The organism is Nannocystis sp. RBIL2 (genome assembly GCF_026626745.1).
GTDB lineage: Bacteria > Myxococcota_A > Polyangia > Nannocystales > Nannocystaceae > Nannocystis.
Genome location: NZ_JAPNJW010000001.1, coordinates 602,892 through 619,366, shown reverse-complemented (window position 1 = coordinate 619,366; position 16,475 = coordinate 602,892). Strand labels below are relative to the sequence as shown.

Sequence of the window (16,475 nt, the reverse complement as noted above, 5' to 3'; positions counted from 1 at the left end):
GTCAGCGGGCCGGGCCGCGCACGAGGACGCGGCCGCGCGGGGGCTCGGCGCCGGCGCCCGCTTGCTGGCAGCGCGGGCAATAATAAGTGGTGCGGCCGAGGGTGCCCTGGCGGCGCATGGCGATCGGGGTGTTGCAGCGCGGGCACAGCTCGCCCGAGCGGTTGTAGACCCAGGTGTTGGCGCGGCCGACGTCCCACCGGGTCTTGCGCGGGCCTGCGCCGACGAGGTTGCGGCGCAGCCACTTGCGGCCGGCCGCGAGCAATCGCAGGAGCGTCGCATCGTCGTAGTCGCCGACCGGCTTGAACGGGTCGAGCCGCTCCATGAAGAGTAGCTCGCTCTTGTAGACGTTGCCGAGTCCGGCGACGATTCGCTGATCGAGGATGGCCTCGCCGAGCGGGCGCCGCGGGTCGGCGCGCAGGCGTTGCAGGGCCTCGGCGAGGGGCTGGTCCGATTCGTCGGGGCCGAGCAGGTCGGGGCCGAGGGCGGAGAGGACGGGGTGATGCTCGATCTCCCAGGCGCTCAGCCACTCGACGGTGGGGGCGTAGAAGCAGACCGCGAGCCACGATTCGGTGGCGATCACCGCGCGCGCGGCCGTGGCGGGTTTACGCCACGGGCTGTGCGGCTGATACAGGTGCCAGCTGCCCTCCATGCGTAAATGGGTGTAGAGCGCGTGGGTGCCGTCGAACCAGATCAGGAGGTTCTTGCCGCGGGCCTCGACTGCGGTGATCGTGCGGCCGACGAGGGCGAGCTCCGGGATCACCGATTCGAAGCGGGTGACGGCCTGGCCGACCATCACCTGCAGGCGGGCGGCGACTTTGTGGAGGGTGTCGCCCTCGGGCATGGATCAGCGCCTCCTCGCGCCGAGGCGCGGCTCGTCGCGGCGCAGGATCAGGCCGTCGTGGGTGGGGCGGAAGCCGGCGGCGGTGAATGCTGCGACCTGTGGCCAGGCGGGGGCCGGTTGATTGTCGATCTGCTCGAGCAGGACGTAGCGCTGGCCGGTGACCTCGGGCAGCAGCGCGAGGGCCTCGGCGAGGGCCGTGGTGGCGCGCCCGCGCTCCGGCTCGGCGTCGGGGAGGTTGGTGACGAGCGAGCGGGCGCCGCGGCTGAGGAAGGCGATGAGCCGGCCGTCGCGCAGGACCACGCGGGCGCCGGCGGCTCGTTCGAACCTGGCCTCGGGGACATCCGGCCACGGCAGCGCGGCGCCGTACGGGTTGGCTGGATCGGTGGCGGCGAGCAGGACGGTGAAGGGCGCGTCCTCGTCGATGTCCCGGACGTCGCGCAGGCGATCCTCGGCGCCGGGCAGGGCGAACTGGGTCGCGCCGAGGCCGGCGACGAAGTAGCCGCGGCGCACCCGGCCGGCCTCCTCCATGGCCTTGAGGACAGGATAGACGGCCGCGAAGCCGCCGTCGTGATCCTCGGCGGCGACCGCCTCGCGGGTGAGCACGCCGTGGCGCGCGAGCAGCTGGCGGGCGCGGGCGGCCCGGCGCTCGGTCTCGTCGACGGGGCGCGGAGTGACGAGCGACCAGCGACCTTCGCTGCCCGGCGGGCCGCTGCGTCGGCCGCGGCCGTCGACGCCGAAGCGCAGCTGCGGGCGCGGGCCCCGATCGCCGCCGGCGAGGCGACTGCGCAGACAGGTGAGGGTGTCGTTGGTGACCTCGCCGGCCCACACGAGGTCCCACAGCGCCTCGAGTAGTTCGTCGGTCGGGGCGTGCACCTGGGTGACGAGCTCGGCGAAGAACGAGGCGCCGCGGGCCTGCAGGGCCTCGCGCACGCGCGCGGCGAGCTCGCCGGCGGCCGGGGTGGGGTCGGGCGTGAGCCAGGCGGCGTCGTCGGCGAGGTAGAGCGCGACGTAGCCGTCGGCCTGGCCGAGCGGCCGGACGCCGCGCCAGACGACGTCGCCGGCGCCGCACAAAACGTCGAGATCGGTGGCACGATAGTTGGCGACCCGCGCCGGCAAGACCTCGCCCTCGAGCACCGAGGCCGGGATCGCGACTCCTTGCAATTGCTCGATCGCCTGCAGCACCGCCTCGGGGCCCTCGCGCTCGCCGCCGATGCCCTGCCACGCGAGCGAGAAGCGGCCGAGCACCGCCTGCTCGACCGGCTCGACCTCCTCGCGCAGGCGCGCCAGCGACATGCGCTTGAGCCGGCGCAGGACCTCGTCGTCGCACCACTCGAGGCCCGCGCCGCGGGGGATGAACTCGCCCTCGACGACCTTGCCGCGGGCGGCGAGGCGACGCAGCGCGCCGATGACCAGGGCGGTGCCGACAGCGAAGCGCTGGGCCAGCCACTCGGCGCGGAACGGGCCGTGAGTGCGGGCGTGGCGGGCGACGAGGTCGGCCAGCGGATCTTCGACCGACTCGAGGAACACTGCCGGCAGGCCCGGCGGCGAGACGACGCCGAGCGCGTCGCGGTAGCGGCCGGCGTCCTCGGCGGCGATGTAGCGCCAGCGACCGCCGAGCTTGACCCTGACGATCCGGCGGGTGTGCGTGAGCTCGGCCAGCCAGCGATCGATCTCGTCCTCGGCGACGCCGGCGCGGGCGACGAGGTCGTCGCGCTCTTGATCGCCGAGCGCGAGCAGCAGGTCGTGGATCTCGTCGGGGTGGTTGAGCTTGCGAGCGCGCCGCTGCAGGGTCGCCTCGAGCTCGGCGATCGCGTCGGCGTCGAGCAGGTCGCGCAGGGCGGCCTCGCCGAGCAGCGCCTTGAGACGCGCGTGGTCGATCGTCAGGGCCTGGGCGCGCCGCTCGGCCAGCGGGGCGTCGCCCTCGTACATGAAGTTGCCGACGTAGTTGAACAGCAGGGCCGCGGCGAACGGGCTCGGGCTGCGCGTCTCGACGTCGACGACCTTGATCGCGCGCTGCTCGACGCGGCGCAGCAGGTCGACGCAGCCGGGCAGGTCGAACACGTCCTTCAGGCACTCGCGGTAGGTCTCGAGCACGACCGGGAAGTCGCGGAAGCGCGAGGCGGCGGCCAGCAGGTCGGCCGACTTGCGCCGCATCGCCCACAGCGGGGTGCGCTGGCCGGGTCGGCGCTTGACCAGCAGCAGCGCCCGTCCGGCGTTCTCGCGGAAGCGGGTGGCGAACAGCGAGGTCTCGGCGAGGCGCGCGACCACGCGGTCCTCGAGCTCGTCGGCGCGCGGGAAGAATTGCGTCGGGTCGGGCGCGCGCTCGGCCTCGGGCAGGCGGAACACGATGCCGTCGTCGGACCAGACGACGTCGAGCTCGGCGGCGTAGCGCTCGAGCAGGGCGCTGCGCACCGCCATCGCCCACGGGGCGTGCACGGCGGCGCCGAACGGCGAGAGGATGCAGACGCGCCAGTCGCCGATCTCGTCGCGGAAGCGCTCGACGACGATCGTGCGATCGGTCGGCAAGGTCTTGGCTGCTTCCTGCTCCTCGCGCACGTACTGCAGGAGGCTGCGGGCCGCGGCCGGATCGAGGCAGTGCTGCTGGACGAGGCGGGCCTCGGCGTCGGCGTCGGACAGCGCTCCGAGCTCGCGGATCAGGGCGCCGATCGCCTGGCCGAACTCGAGCGGGCGCCCGGGGCCGTCGCCGCGCCAGAACGGCAGCTTGCCGGGCTCGCCCGGGGCTGGCGAGACGAGCACGCGGTCGTGGGTGATCTCTTCGATGCGCCACGACGAGGCGCCGAGCACGAATACGTCGCCGATCCGCGACTCGAACACCATCTCCTCGTCGAGCTCGCCGACGCGGCGGCCGCCCTCGCCGCTGCCGGCGAGGAACACGCCGAACAGGCCGCGGTCGGGGATGCTGCCGGCGTTGCCGATCGCCACCCGGCGGGCGCCGTGGCGCGCCGACAGCTGACCGGTGACGCGGTCGTAGTTGACGCGCGGGCGCAGGTCGGCGAAGTCCTCGCTCGGGTAGCGGCCGCTGAGCATGTCGAGCACGCCCTCGAAGGCGTCGCGCGGCAGCTCGGCGTACGGGGCGGCGGCGCGCAGCTTGTCGTACAGCGCCTCGGCGGCCCAGTCGTCCATCGCCACCGCGGCGACGACCTGCTGGGCGAGGATGTCGAGCGGGTTGCGAGGGTAACGCGACGACTCGACCTCGCCGGCGAGCATCGCCCGCGCCGCCGCGGCGCACGGCAGCAGGTCGCCGCGGAACTTGGGGATGATGACGCCGCGCGAGCGCCCGCCGACGTGGTGGTTGGCCCGGCCGACGCGCTGCATGCCGGCGGCGATCGACGGCGGCGAGGCCAGCTGGATCACGAGGTCGACCGCGCCCATGTCGATGCCGAGCTCGAGCGAGGAGGTGGCGACGATCGCCGGCAAGGTGCCGCGCTTGAGCTGCTCCTCGACCCCGGCGCGCACGTCCTTGGCCATCGAGCCGTGGTGCGCGAGCGCCAGCGGCTCGCCCGCGACCTCGTTGAGCGCCGCAGCGAGCCGCTCGGCGAGGCGGCGGCTGTTGACGAACAGCATGGTCGAGCGGTGGGCGCGGATCAGCTCGACGAGGCGCGGGTGCAGGGCGGTGAGGTTGGAGCGCGGGAGCCCCGAGATCGCGGTCGGCCCCTCGTTCGCGGCCGGCGGGACGTCCTCGATGCTCGCGCCGGGCTCCTCGACGGGCATCTCGATCCGCAGGTCGAGCTGCTTGACCTGGCCGGCGTCGACGATCGTCACTGGCCGCGGCGCGATCGCGTCGCCGTCGACGACCGAGCCGCCGAGGAAGCGCGCCACTTCGGTGAGCGGGCGCTGGGTCGCGGACAGGCCGATCCGCTGCAGCGGCTCCGCGCCGGCGCGGAGCCACTCGAGGCGCTCGAGCGAGAGGGCGAGGTGGCTGCCGCGCTTGCTGGCGACGAGGCTGTGGATCTCGTCGACGATCACGGTGTCGACCGATCGCAGCATCGCCCGCGATTCGCTGGTGAGCAGCATGTACAGCGATTCGGGCGTGGTGATGAGAATGTCGGGCGGGTGGCGCTGCATGTGCGCACGCGCCTTTTGCGGGGTGTCGCCGCTGCGGATCGCCACAGTCGGCGTGTGGACGGTCATGCCGAGCCGGTCCGCGGTCGCGGCGATGCCGGCCAGCGGCGAGCGCAGGTTCTGCTCGACGTCGACCCCGAGCGCCTTGATCGGCGAGACGTAGACCACGCGGCAGCGCTCCGCCGACGGCGGCACCGGCGCGAACATGACGCGGTTGATCGCGCCGAGGAACGCCGCCAGCGTCTTGCCCGAGCCGGTGGGCGCCAGCAGCAGCGTCGATTCGCCGGCCTCGATCGCCGGCCAGCCTGCTACCTGCGCGGAAGTCGGCGCGTCAAAGCAGGCCTCGAACCACGCCCGGGCGGCCGGGTGGAGGAACGCGAGCGGATCGCCGGTCACGCCTGAAGATGGCCGAGATGGCTGCACATGCAAGCAGCGCCGCCAGCGAGCCCAGCCGTGAATGTAGTGATCGACCGCGCGGCGTGAATGCCGAGCGCGCGCGGGCGGGGCGCCCTTGTTCCTCACTCGCGCGGCGCGGCGATTCAGCGCACGCGCGCAGGGCCTACGGCTTGCGGCCGGTCTTGTAGCGCGGGTTGCTGTCGTGCCACTCGAACGCGCCGCCCATCCACGCCCGCAGGGCGCGCAGGAACCGCTGCAGCTCGACGCTGGGGACGGCCTGCAGCTCGCGGTGGCTGGCCTCGAAGTCGCGGACGAGGTCGTTGTGGAGCTGGACGGTGACCTCGGTCGCCTCGTCGATCGAGCAGCCGCGATCGGCCGCGACCTGCAGGACCATGTTGCACGGCGGCTTCGCGTCCTCGAGGTCCTTGGCCACCGAGTAGAGGTCGTTGACGAGGACGACCGTCGTGCCGGCCAGGAACGCGGCGCGGCGGATCCGCGCGTCGTAGAAGAGCTCGGGGGGCAGGCGGTAGCCGCCGATGACGTCGCACAGCGTCATCGAGGTGTAAAAGCTGTCGTGCTGGCGCGCGGCCAGGTAGTTCCAGGCAGGCGGGTACTCGCCGGTGTGGCGCCACGCCGCGTAGGCGCTCCACGACACGAACATGGCGAAGGTCGAGTAGCAGGTGCGCTGGACCTGCTCGTGCGTGGCGTAGCGGCCCATGTGCTCGAGGCCCGAGCGCAGGGCGACGAGCACGCGCTCGGCCTCGATCGCTTGCTCGAGCGGGACGCTGAACTCGCCGGCGCGCGGCAGCGGATCCATGGCGGCCATCGCCAGGACGAGGCGCGGCGGCAGCTGCTCCGGCACCGCCCCGAGCGCGCTGTCGTCGGCGTAGTAGTCGTCGGCGGCCCACCACGCGGCGTTCATCTTGGCGCCGATGAGCAGCCGGTCCGGATCGTCGCAATCGGCGTGGGTGAGCATCACCAGCCGCCCGAACCGGGTCTTGCGGATCTTGACGATCTCGTCGTCGTCGAAGCCGCAGTCCTTGGCCCAGACCGCGAGCCGCTCGTCGACCTCGTCGGCCAGCGGCTCGTTGATGCGCTCGGTGATCGGGCAGTACAGCGACGACCCGCTGCCGTCGCCCCAGCGCCGCCAGGCGTACGCGGGATCGAGGGCCGGCTGCGGCGGGTCGAGAACGCCGGCGCGGCCCGATTCAGCAGCTGCGCGAGGCGAGCGGCGTGCGTCCCCAGGCCGGTCGGTCCGGCGAGGAGGGCGGATACATCGTTCGGGTCCGTCGTGCGCTTGGCCTCAGTCATCGCTCGCCTCTGTTGCAGCGGCCGCCGAGGAGCGGCGGCGAAAATCGCAGCGGCCGGCAGGTATGATCATACCCCCGGCCGGCGCCGTCATGGTCAGCGGACGATGCGGTCCGCGACGATGAGGAGGTAGTGGAAGCTGCCCTCCTTGTAGGCCCGCAGGAACGGATCCTCGACGCCGGTGGCGACCGAGCAGCGGGTCCGGAGCTCCCAGTACGGGATCGTGTCGGGGGTCAGGTCGGTGACCTCGATCGGGACGAGGTTGTTGGCCGCCATCGCCTCGAAGTACTCGCTGCGCGGGTGGATGTTGCAGATGTACTGGGCGTCGCGCCGGTGATGTCGTTGTAGCAGCCGGTGATGCAGACGTAGCGCCCGCCGTCCTTCAGCAGCCGCGAGAACTCGCCGTACAGCTTGTACAGGTCGACGTACATCGTGGTCTCGTTGGTCCAGATGGCGTCTATCGAGCCGGTCTCGAAGCCGGTGTCGAGCATGTTGCGGAAGTGGTACTTCAGCTTGTCGGTGTACCCGCGCTTGGCGGCCTGCTCGTTGGCGAAGCCGACCTGGTACTCCGAGATCGACACGCCGTCGACCTGGCACTTGAAGCGCTCGTGGGCCATGAGGCTGGTGCCGCCGCGGCCGGAGCCGGCGTCGAGCAGGCGGCTCTCGGGCTTGATCGGGCCGAGCTTCTTGAGCAGATGCTCCGCCTGCGCGTGCTCGAGGCGGTGCAGCTCGCGGATGATGGCGTCGTCGCGCGTGGCCTCGGGCTGCTCCAGCACCGACCAATTGACGGCGCCGATTCCGTAGTGGTGGTGGTAGTAGCCGTCGACGTGGCCGAGCAGAAGATTGACGGGGTCGTTCTGGTTGGTGTTCCAGTAGTTGGCGACCGACTTCTGGTATTCGCTGCGCAGGACGCTATTGGCCGTGGTGGGCGTGTTCGTGATCGTTGGTTCTCTTTCGTTGCACTGTGACGAGGCGCCCCAAGGTGGCGCCTCGCTCGGCGGGGGCGCTCAGCGCCCGATCTCGATGTTTTCCAGGATCCCGAGCGCGTCCGGGATCAGGACCGCTGCGGAGTAATACGTGCTGACGAGGTACGAGGCGACGGCCTTCTCGTTGGTGCCCATCCTGCGGACGGACAGGCCGGGTTCGCGCTCGTCGGGGAGGCCGCTGCGATACAGGCCGATGACGCCCTGCGCGTCCTGGCCGACGCGCATGGCGAGGATCGAGCTGGTCTGCGTCTCGGAGATCGGAATCTTGTCGCACGGCAGGATCGGCACGCCGCGCCAGCCGGCGACGATGGACCCCTCGTATTCGACGTTCGGCGGATCGAGCCGGCGGCGGGTGCACTCGCGGCGGAAGGCGGCGATCGTCCGCGGGTGGGCCAGGAAGAACCGGGTCTTGCGGCGCCGGCACAGCAGCTCGTCCATGTCGTCGGGCGTCGGCGGGCCGCTGCGGGTGTTGATCCGCTGCTTGTAGTCGGCGTTGTGAAGGAGGCCGAAGTCGCGGTTGTTGACGAGCTCGTGCTCCTGCCGCTCGCGCAGGGCGTCGATGGTCAGGCGCAGCTGCTCCTCGAGCTGGTCCATCGGATCGTTGAACAGATCCGACACCCGCGAATGGAGCTGCAGGATGGTCTGCGCGAGGCTCAATTCGTACTCGCGCGGCGAGGCCTCGTAATCGACGAAGGTGCCCGGCAGGGTGACCTCGCCGTGGTGGCCCGCGGTCAAGCGGATGGCCGCCTGGCCGTGCTTGTCCTGCGGGGTCTTCAGCAGCTCCTTGTAGCGCTCGACGTGCGCGCGCAGGGCGGCCGAGCGGCCGATCAGCTCCTCGAACACGGTCTGCGGCAGCGCGAGGACGATGCACGGCGTGACCGCCTTGACGCTGTAGTCCCAGGCGTCGTCGTCCTGCACGAGCGCGTGATCGCCGAAGTGCGCGCCGTCGGCGATCACCTCGAGCATGATCTCGTCGCCGTAGGGGCCCTCGCCGAGCTTGTTGGCCTTGCCGTGGACCAGCAGGTACACGTGGTCGGCCGGCTTGCCGCGCTCGGCGATGAGCTGGCCCGGCTTGAACTCGGACTGCACGAACCGGCTGGCGAGGTGCGAGAGCACCTCGTCGTCGGCGAATCCGCGCAGGAGCGGCAGCTCGGTGAGCTCGGCCGGGATCACCTGAGCCTTGGCGCCGATGTTGGTAAATTCGATCCGCCCGTCCCCGACCGCGACGTTCATGCGGCGATTGACGCGGAACGTGCCACCGGTGACGTCGACCCAGGGCAGCGAGCGCAACAGCCAGCGAGGCGTGCGCCCCTGGTTCTGCGGCGGGGTCTTGGTGGTCGTCGCCAGCTGCCGCGCGGCTCGGGTCCCGAGGCTCATCGGCTGCTGTCCGTCGCCATCACGGCCGGACTTCTCGAAAATCGACATGTCAACGTCTCCAGGCTGGCATCACGGACGGAGGCGCCCCGGGCCGCGAGGACCGGAGCGCCGATGGGTGCGACGAGGGCCTCAGTCGGCGCGGCCGATCTCGACGCTCTCGAGGATGCCGAGCGCGTCCGGGATCTGGACGGCGGCCGAGTAGTAGAGGCTGACCAGGTACGAGATGACCGCCTTCTCGTTGATGCCCATGAAGCGCACCGACAGGCTCGGCTCGATCTCGTCGGGGATGCCCTTGTGGTGCAGGCCGATGACGCCCTGGTTCTTCTCGCCGACGCGCATCAGCAGGATCGAGGTGGTGCGCGTGTCGGAGATCGGGATCTTGTTGCAGGGGAAGATCGGCACGCCGCGCCACGACGGGACGTGATGGCCGCCCAGGTCGATCGGCGTCGGGTAGATGCCCGCGCGGTTGCACTCGTGGCCGAACGCCGCGATGGTCCGCGGGTGGGCGAGGAAGAAGGCCGGCTCCTTCCACACCAGCGCCAGCAGGTTGTCCATGTCGTCCGGCGTCGGCGGGCCGCTGCGGGTGTGAATCCGCTGCTTGAGGTCGGCGTTGTGCAGCAGGCCGAACTCGTGGTTGTTGATGAGCTCGTGCTCCTGGCGCTCCTTCAGCGCCTCGACGGTCAGGCGCAGCTGCTCCTGCGTCTGATTCATCGGGTCGTTGAACAGGTCGGCCACGCGCGTGTGGACCTGCAGGACGGTCTGGGCGACGCTGAGCTCGAACTCCCGCGGGGAGGTCTCGTAGTCGACGAAGGTGCCGGGCAGCACGGGCTCGCCCGAGTGGCCGGAGGCGACCTCGATCGCGGCCTGGCCGCTGTTGTCCTGCTTCTTCTGCGAGCGCGCCTTGAACTCGTCGACGTGCTTGCGCAGCGACGGGTGCTGGGCGACCAGCTCCTCGAAGGACGCCTGCGACAGCGTCAGGACGCTGCCGGCGGTCACTGCCTTGGCGGTGAAATCCCAGTAGTCCTGCGACTCGAGGATCGCCTGGTACGAGTAATGATCACCGTCGGCCAGGGTCTCCAGGACGCTCTCGTCGCCGTACTTGCCGGTGCCGATCTTGTTGACCTTGCCATGGGCGATGAGGACCATCTCGTTGGCCTCGTTGCCCTTCTGCGTCAGCACGTCGCCCGCCTTGAACTCCTTCTGCACGAAGCGGCCGGCGAGCACATTGAGCACCTCGAGGTCCTCGTAGCCGCGGAACAGCGGCAGCTCGGTCAGCTCCAGCGGCACGACCTGGATCTTGGCGCCGGTGTTGTAGAAGGTGACGCGGCCGTCGCCGACGGCGTAGCTCAGGCGACGATTGAGGCGGAAGACGCCGTTGACGTGCACCCAGGGCAACAATTTGAGCAGCCAGCGGGACGAGATTCCCTGCATCTGCGGCGGGGACTTCGTCGTCGTGGCGAGCTGGCGCGCTGCAGCCGTCGAGAGGCTGGTCTGCTGATCATTTCCCGGCTTTCCTGCGATCGACATGACTATCCTTTTCACCGACAGCTCTGCTGCCGTTTTCCAATTCTGCTCGACAGGGGGCCGTGTCGGCGAAATTCGGCCCTTCGCGGTTCGAGCTCGCGGGCGGAGGTTACGCTCCGTCATCGCGAGGCGTCAAGACAATTTCGGGGAACGAAGATTAATTAAACGATGCATTCGTGACTGAGGAATGCGCGACCCAGCGCGCGGAGGGCCAGGAAAACCACGCTGCGCCGGGTCGCGCGATTCGAAGCGAGCCCCGAACTGCCATGCGGGGAAATGATGCGTGTTCTATTCGCTACCGGTGCCGCGATGTGGGCGGAGGGCCCGACGAGCGCAGGAAGTGGCGATTCCGATCAGCGGCTGATTCGCAGCGCAGGCGAAATGCACATGGTTGGCGACGACGCGGGAGGGTTCGGAAAGGCGTGACGGCGGTCTGTGCCGATTCCCGCGCCGCGCGGGCCCGCACGCGGCCCGCGGGCTGGCAATGGCCATTGTGTCCGCGCGGCAAATGCACCGCTCGCGCGATGCGACGGCGCGGGTCGGCACTGTCGCATCGACGCGCAATGCCGCGCCAGGGCGCGTGGGCGCGGTCAGTACGCTGTTCCCGCGGCGGTGGCGAACTCCTTTGTTAAGGTCGCGGCCAGGTCCGACGAAACGCGGACGAGGGCGAGCCGGGCGCGGCGCCGCGACTCGGCCGGAGGGCCGGGTGCGCATTCGCGAGGCGGACGCGGCGCGCGCCCCGCCGATGGGCCTGCGGGCCGGGCGCGTGGTCGAGGGTCGGCTGCGGCGCCGCGAGTGCGGGCCGACTGACCCGGAGGGCGAGGGCGACAGGCTATCATTGGAATCGGGCGAGGAGCGCCGACCTCGACCGTGAGGCCCCATTCGCAATGGGCACCGCCGGCTACGAATGTGTGATCGATGTGACGGGGCGTGGGGGCGGCGCGAGGCCCATTGAGGAGACCGGCCGAACGCCGCGTGGTACGGCGTTCGGCAGGAAACCCGGCGATCAGCGGACCATCAGCCAGCGGGCGGCGCCGGGCTTGTGACAGTCGTGGATCGGGCCTACCGCGTCGAGGGTGTTGGGGTCGGTGGCGAAGGTGTCGGCGGAGGGGCTGACGACCGCGGCGCCCTTCCACGGGTAGTTGACGAGGCCGCAGCCGTACTGGTTCTGGGCCACCTCGTCGATGTGCCAGGCGCCGGCGCAGCCCTCGGAGGTGCCGACGTGCCAGGTGCAGATGGTCTTGTTCTGCACGAAGTTGCCCTTGAGGCGGGCCTCCTTGTAGAGCACCTGCGACCAATTGAAGCAGCTGTTCGGTCCGCCTTGACCATTGAACAGGTTGCCGGCAGCGGTCAGCAGATAGTCGTCGCCGCGGCAGTCGATGCGCATGTCTGCCGAGAGGTCGCGCAGGACGGTCATCTGCGCCTTGGACAGGCGATGGCGGGCGTTGGCGGGGTCGGCGGGGTTGATGGGGAGGTCGTTGTAGAGCGCCTTGCCGATGGTCTGGGCGCCGAGCGGGCTGCGCTCGAGCAAGGTCCAGCCGCCGCCGGCGGTGACCATGTCGCAGAAGACGGGGTAGCCGGCCTGGACACCGACGCCGTCGGGGTCGACGACGTAGACGCCGCTCGGCAGCATCGGCACGGCCGCTTGCAGGTCCTCGCAGGTCGTCGGGACGGTGCAGGCGCTGGTGCAGCCGTCGCCGTCGATGTCGTTGCCGTCGTCGCACTGCTCGACGCCGACGTGGATGACGCCGTCGCCGCAGGTGGCGGCCTTGCAATCGGCGAGGCAGGCGTCGCTGTCGTCGGCGTCGGCGTCGTCGCATTGCTCGACGCCGGCCTGCACGTGGCCGTCGCCGCAGATGGCGGCCTGGCAGGTGGAGAGGCAGGCGTCGCCGTCGTCGGGGTTGCCGTCGTCGCATGCCTCGACGCCGTCCTGCACGTGGCCGTCGCCGCAGCTGGCGGCCTGGCAGGTGGAGAGGCAGGCGTCGGTGTCGTCGGCGTTGCCGTCGTCGCACTGCTCGACGCCGGCCTGGACGTGGCCGTCGCCGCAGCTGGCGGCGAGACAGGTGGAGAGGCAGGCGTCGGTGTCGTCGGCGTTGCCGTCGTCGCAGGCCTCGCCGTTCTGGACCGCTCCGTCGCCGCAGGTGGCGAGGGCGCAGGTGTTGCTGCAGGCGTCGTCGTCGTCGTCGTTGGCGTCGTCGCAGGCCTCGACTCCGGCGTGGACGAGGCCGTCGCCGCACACGGCCTCGGCGCAGGCGAGGGTGCAGTTGCCGTCGTCGGCGTTGGCCGGACCGTCGTCGCAGGCCTCGCCGTCGTCGACGTCGCCGTCGCCGCAGAACGGGGCGGGGCCGGTGCTGGTCGAATCAGTGGTGTCGACCGAGGTGGTGGTGGCGTCGGTGGTGTCGACCGAGGTGGTGGTGGTCGAGGTCGTGGTGGTGTCGCCGGTGGTGGTGGTGGTCGAATCAGTGGCGTCGCCGGTGCCGAGCGTGCTGTCGCCGGTGGTCGGTACGCCGGTGGTCGGGGCCGGCTCACTGCTGCTGTCGCCGCTGGTCGTCGCCTGCGTGGCCGTGTCGGTCGTGGCCGTGTCGGTGGTGACCGCGACGCCGCTGTCTCCGCACCCCGCCGCGACGAGCACCGTCGCAAATGCACCCCTGCTCCCCCATACAAACAGTTTCATGGGGGGGATGGTACGCGAACGGATCGCAGGCCGGGGAGCCGCCTCGCAGCGCAGAGCCGGCGCCGCCGACGCCCGGCGCTTCGCGCAGGCAGATGCGCGCGAGACCACCCGGCCCGCGTGCGCAGAGCGGGCCGCGGACGAGGCGTTCGCGGCATACATTGCAAGCGGACGGAGACCTCGGACGTCAATCGATCCAGGCCAACAGCTCGGTGGCCTCGGTCATGGCGGTGCCGTCGCCGCGTCGGCGGGCGAGGTGGAGGAATCGCCGGCCAGCGACTCGGCCCAGCTCGACGTCGAGGACGTCGATCGTGCGCGAGACGAGGCTCGAGGCGTCGTGCCGCCAGGCGAAGCCCGACCACGTGCCGAAGCTCCCTTGCAGCCCTTCGATCCGCTCGGGACCGTCGACGACCACGTCGTCGCCGTAACGCGCGCGGCCGCCAGCCTCGAGCGTCAGCAGATCGACGGCCGCGAGGGGCTCAGGCGCGGAGAACCGCAACGCGCCGCGCTCGATCCGGACCTCGAGGTCGCGCTTGTCAGCCTCGACGACGATCGGGTGCTCATACGCATGGAGGAGCTGCTGGTACTCGGCCTCGCTCACCCCGAGGTTCGGGTGGTACGGCAACGGGGCGCCGGGCGGCAATCGCAGCTCCGCGAGGTACTGCTGCACCCAGGCCTCCTGCGTCGCCACGGCCCGGACGAACCGCGTCTGCACGCCGGCGAGCTCCGTCGGGATCGACATCGCAAATGGGACCGCGGTGTGGCGCCCCGGCCGCAGATCGAGCCAGTGCTGAGGCGTCTGCGGGGCCGCGGCGTCGGCCAGCGCAGCGACCGACGCTGCCGCCGGAGGAGCCTGGTTTGGCGACGCGGGGCTGGGCGACGAATCGCTCGCACAGGCGACCAGCGCGAGGACGGCTGCGACGGGGGCGTGGCTCCGCATGAGTGGGACGATCGTACGTGCGGGCCGCGGGCGTCAAGCCGACGCGCGCCGAGCGACGCGAGCGCCGGGGCGAGGCTGCGTCCACGCCGAGTGCGCATCGACGAGCTTCACGTCAGCCCGGGACGATGAAGCAGTTGATGCTGGTGTCGATGCGGAAGTTCGACTGGGTGGTGTGACGCTCGGCGTGGAAGATGTCCATCGAGTAGGTGCCGTTCAGCTGGATGCCGAAGTAACCGGCGTTGCTGTCGATGTCGATGGTCTCGCTGAGGGCGCCGTGGACGCCGCCGAGGTCGATGGCGAGCTTGCCGTTGATGAACAGCCACAGATCGTCGTCGCCGGTGAAGGTGAACACCTCGCCGCCCGCATAGGTGAAGTCGGTGTGGATCTCGGTGGTGAAGTGGAAGTTGTGGTTGTTGCCCTGGTTGCCCCAGCCCTGATCGTCGATCGGGAAGAAGTCGTTGTTCTGGTAGGTGTATTGACCGGGCATCGTCTCGGTCAGCATGATCTCGATCTCGAACGATTGATTGACGTCGGCGACGTCGTTGTACCACTGGGCGAACTCCGCCGGGCCGGTGGTGACCGAGGTGCCGCCGGCGTGGGCGTAGACCGGCTTCTTGTCGGGCCCGAGGTCGGCCTGGACGAGGCCGTCGACGGTGCCGCCGTAGCTCTCGAAGTCGGGATGGCTCGCCTTGAAGTCGCGCACGGTGGCCTTGAGCACCGAGACGCACTCCGGCGGCCGCTCGCCGGTGGTGGTGGTGGTGCTGGTCTCCGTGGTGGTGGTGGTGGTGGTGCCGGGCTCGGTGGTGGTAGTGGTGGTCGAGGGATCGACGGGGCCGGTGGTGGGCTCGGCGGTGGTGGGCTCGACGGTGGTCGCGGCGGTGCCCGGATCGGTGGTGCCGGGGTCGGTGGTGCCGGGCTCGGTGGTGCCCGGCTCGATGGTGCCGGCGCTCAGGCTGCTGATGGTGGTCGCGTCGGTGGCGGAGCTGCCTTGAACGGCCCCGGAGTCGCCGCAGGCGGAGGCGGCGAGGACGAGGGCAGAGACGGTGAAGCTGTACTTGAAGACATGTCGCATAAGACTCCCGCGCGGGCTGGGCCAGCCTACGATCTCATACCACGCGACGCTCCGCGCGGCGCCCGGGGATGCCCGGGCGGGCTCGCCCCGGTCGGCCCGAGAGCCACGCGGCGCGCTAGCCGGGGACCCCGGGCGTGACTGCGCCCGGTGCTGCGCGCGCCGGCCGGAGATGGGGCCTGGGCGCGGCCGTGGGAGGGTTCGGCGCGTGCGGATGTCCTTCGAGACATGCGCGCCGCCGGTGGACACGGCGCGGCGAGGGCACTAGCCTTCGCAGCCGATGTTCGCTCGCGCGCTTCAGCTCGTCACCCTCGCGTCGCTCGTCACCTCGGGGCTCGCCTGCGTGAGCCACTCGTCGACGCCGATGACGGGCCGGGTGGAGGTGCCGCTTTCAGAGCGGCGGATCGGGCAGTACATCTCGTCGGGCTGGTCGTTCGACACGTCGAGCTTCTGGATCGAAGGGCCCGACGGGGTGGTGGTGATCGACGTGCAGTTCCTGCCGTCGGTCGCGGCCGAGGTCATCGCGGCGGCCGAGCGCGTGACCCGCAAGAAGGTGGTGGCGGCGATCGTGCTGCACGCGAACCCCGACAAGTTCAACGGCACCGCGACGTTCCAGGCCCGCGGGATCGAGGTGTGGACCGCCGAGCAGGTGCTGGCGCAGATCCCCGAGGTGTTCGCGAAGCGCACGGAGGCGTTCGCCGAGCGCTACGCGCCCGACTGGCCGACCGCGGTGCCGCAGCCGCGCAGCTTCGGGGCGGCGACGACGACGCTGAAGCTGGCGGGCCTCGAGCTGAAGGCGCACGTGCTCGGGCCAGGCTGCAGCCCGGCCCACGTGGTGATTCAATGGGAGGACCACGTGTTCGTCGGCGACCTGGTGGCCAACAAGGCCCACGCGTGGCTCGAGATCGGCGAGCCCGAGGCGTGGCTGCAGCGGCTGGCGGAGATCGAGGCGATGCAGCCGAAGCACGTGCATCCGGGCCGCGGCCGCTCGGGCGGGCCGGAGCTGGTGGCGAACCAGCGCGAGTACCTGCAGACGGTGCTGTCGCTGGTGGCGGCCGAGAAGCCGACGCTGCCGCCGGACCCCGCCGCGGTGCTGCGGGTGCGCGCGGCGCTCGAGCGCCGCTACGAGGGCTATCGCTTCCCGGTGTTCCTCGAGATCGGGCTGCCGGCGGTGTGGCGCCGAATGGCGACGGGGAACGCGACGGAGGGGCCGGCGGAAGGCCCGGGCGAGGCTCCGCCGGCGGGGTCGGAGGCGACGTCGCAGCCGTAGCGGACGTCGA

The 16,475-nt window shown here is 71.0% G+C and carries 9 protein-coding genes and 1 pseudogene; 1 reads left to right on the top strand and 9 read right to left on the bottom strand.

Annotated elements, in window-relative coordinates; genetic code table 11:
- Position 1 precedes the first annotated feature (1 nt).
- From OV090_RS02420 to OV090_RS02375, 9 genes and pseudogenes are all read right to left on the bottom strand, one after another.
- Positions 2-841 carry a DNA-formamidopyrimidine glycosylase family protein gene (locus tag OV090_RS02420; RefSeq protein ID WP_267701821.1) on the bottom strand — a complete coding sequence of 280 codons (840 nt, stop codon included), beginning with the start codon at positions 839-841 and terminating at the stop codon, positions 2-4.
- 3 nt (positions 842-844) lie between these two features.
- Positions 845-5,320, bottom strand: a complete 4,476-nt coding sequence (locus tag OV090_RS02415) for a DEAD/DEAH box helicase (RefSeq protein WP_267701820.1) — start codon at positions 5,318-5,320, stop codon at positions 845-847.
- A gap of 163 nt (positions 5,321-5,483) precedes the next feature.
- On the bottom strand, positions 5,484-6,593 hold the full coding sequence (locus OV090_RS02410; RefSeq protein ID WP_267707054.1) for a family 2 encapsulin nanocompartment cargo protein terpene cyclase: 1,110 nt from the start codon (positions 6,591-6,593) through the stop codon (positions 5,484-5,486).
- Between the two features lie 131 nt (positions 6,594-6,724).
- Positions 6,725-7,569: pseudogene (locus tag OV090_RS02400) on the bottom strand (geranyl diphosphate 2-C-methyltransferase).
- 66 nt (positions 7,570-7,635) lie between these two features.
- Positions 7,636-9,039, bottom strand: a complete 1,404-nt coding sequence (locus OV090_RS02395) for a family 2B encapsulin nanocompartment shell protein (protein ID WP_267701818.1) — start codon at positions 9,037-9,039, stop codon at positions 7,636-7,638.
- 81 nt (positions 9,040-9,120) lie between these two features.
- Positions 9,121-10,518 carry a family 2B encapsulin nanocompartment shell protein gene (locus OV090_RS02390; protein ID WP_267701817.1) on the bottom strand — a complete coding sequence of 466 codons (1,398 nt, stop codon included), beginning with the start codon at positions 10,516-10,518 and terminating at the stop codon, positions 9,121-9,123.
- Between the two features lie 1,003 nt (positions 10,519-11,521).
- Positions 11,522-13,189 carry a DUF4215 domain-containing protein gene (locus tag OV090_RS02385; protein ID WP_267701816.1) on the bottom strand — a complete coding sequence of 556 codons (1,668 nt, stop codon included), beginning with the start codon at positions 13,187-13,189 and terminating at the stop codon, positions 11,522-11,524.
- A 184-nt stretch (positions 13,190-13,373) separates the two neighbouring features.
- Positions 13,374-13,928, bottom strand: a complete 555-nt coding sequence (locus OV090_RS02380) for a hypothetical protein (RefSeq protein WP_267701815.1) — start codon at positions 13,926-13,928, stop codon at positions 13,374-13,376.
- Between the two features lie 310 nt (positions 13,929-14,238).
- Positions 14,239-15,198 carry a fibro-slime domain-containing protein gene (locus OV090_RS02375; protein ID WP_267701814.1) on the bottom strand — a complete coding sequence of 320 codons (960 nt, stop codon included), beginning with the start codon at positions 15,196-15,198 and terminating at the stop codon, positions 14,239-14,241.
- A 277-nt stretch (positions 15,199-15,475) separates the two neighbouring features.
- On the opposite strand from OV090_RS02375, the gene OV090_RS02370 reads away from it, so the two are divergent.
- Positions 15,476-16,465, top strand: a complete 990-nt coding sequence (locus OV090_RS02370; RefSeq protein WP_267701813.1) for an MBL fold metallo-hydrolase — start codon at positions 15,476-15,478, stop codon at positions 16,463-16,465.
- Positions 16,466-16,475 lie beyond the last annotated feature (10 nt).

What these genes read in the sequence shown, in the direction of transcription:
- OV090_RS02420 (WP_267701821.1), bottom strand. Translation starts at nt 841, where the DNA reads ATGCCCGAGGGCGACACCCTCCACAAAGTCGCCGCCCGCCTGCAGGTG.
- OV090_RS02390 (WP_267701817.1), bottom strand. Translation starts at nt 10,518, where the DNA reads ATGTCGATCGCAGGAAAGCCGGGAAATGATCAGCAGACCAGCCTCTCG.
- OV090_RS02375 (WP_267701814.1), bottom strand. Translation starts at nt 15,198, where the DNA reads ATGCGACATGTCTTCAAGTACAGCTTCACCGTCTCTGCCCTCGTCCTC.
- OV090_RS02370 (WP_267701813.1), top strand. Translation starts at nt 15,476, where the DNA reads ATGTTCGCTCGCGCGCTTCAGCTCGTCACCCTCGCGTCGCTCGTCACC.
- OV090_RS02395 (WP_267701818.1), bottom strand. Translation starts at nt 9,039, where the DNA reads ATGTCGATTTTCGAGAAGTCCGGCCGTGATGGCGACGGACAGCAGCCG.
- OV090_RS02385 (WP_267701816.1), bottom strand. Translation starts at nt 13,189, where the DNA reads ATGAAACTGTTTGTATGGGGGAGCAGGGGTGCATTTGCGACGGTGCTC.
- OV090_RS02380 (WP_267701815.1), bottom strand. Translation starts at nt 13,928, where the DNA reads ATGTCGATCCCGACGGAGCTCGCCGGCGTGCAGACGCGGTTCGTCCGG.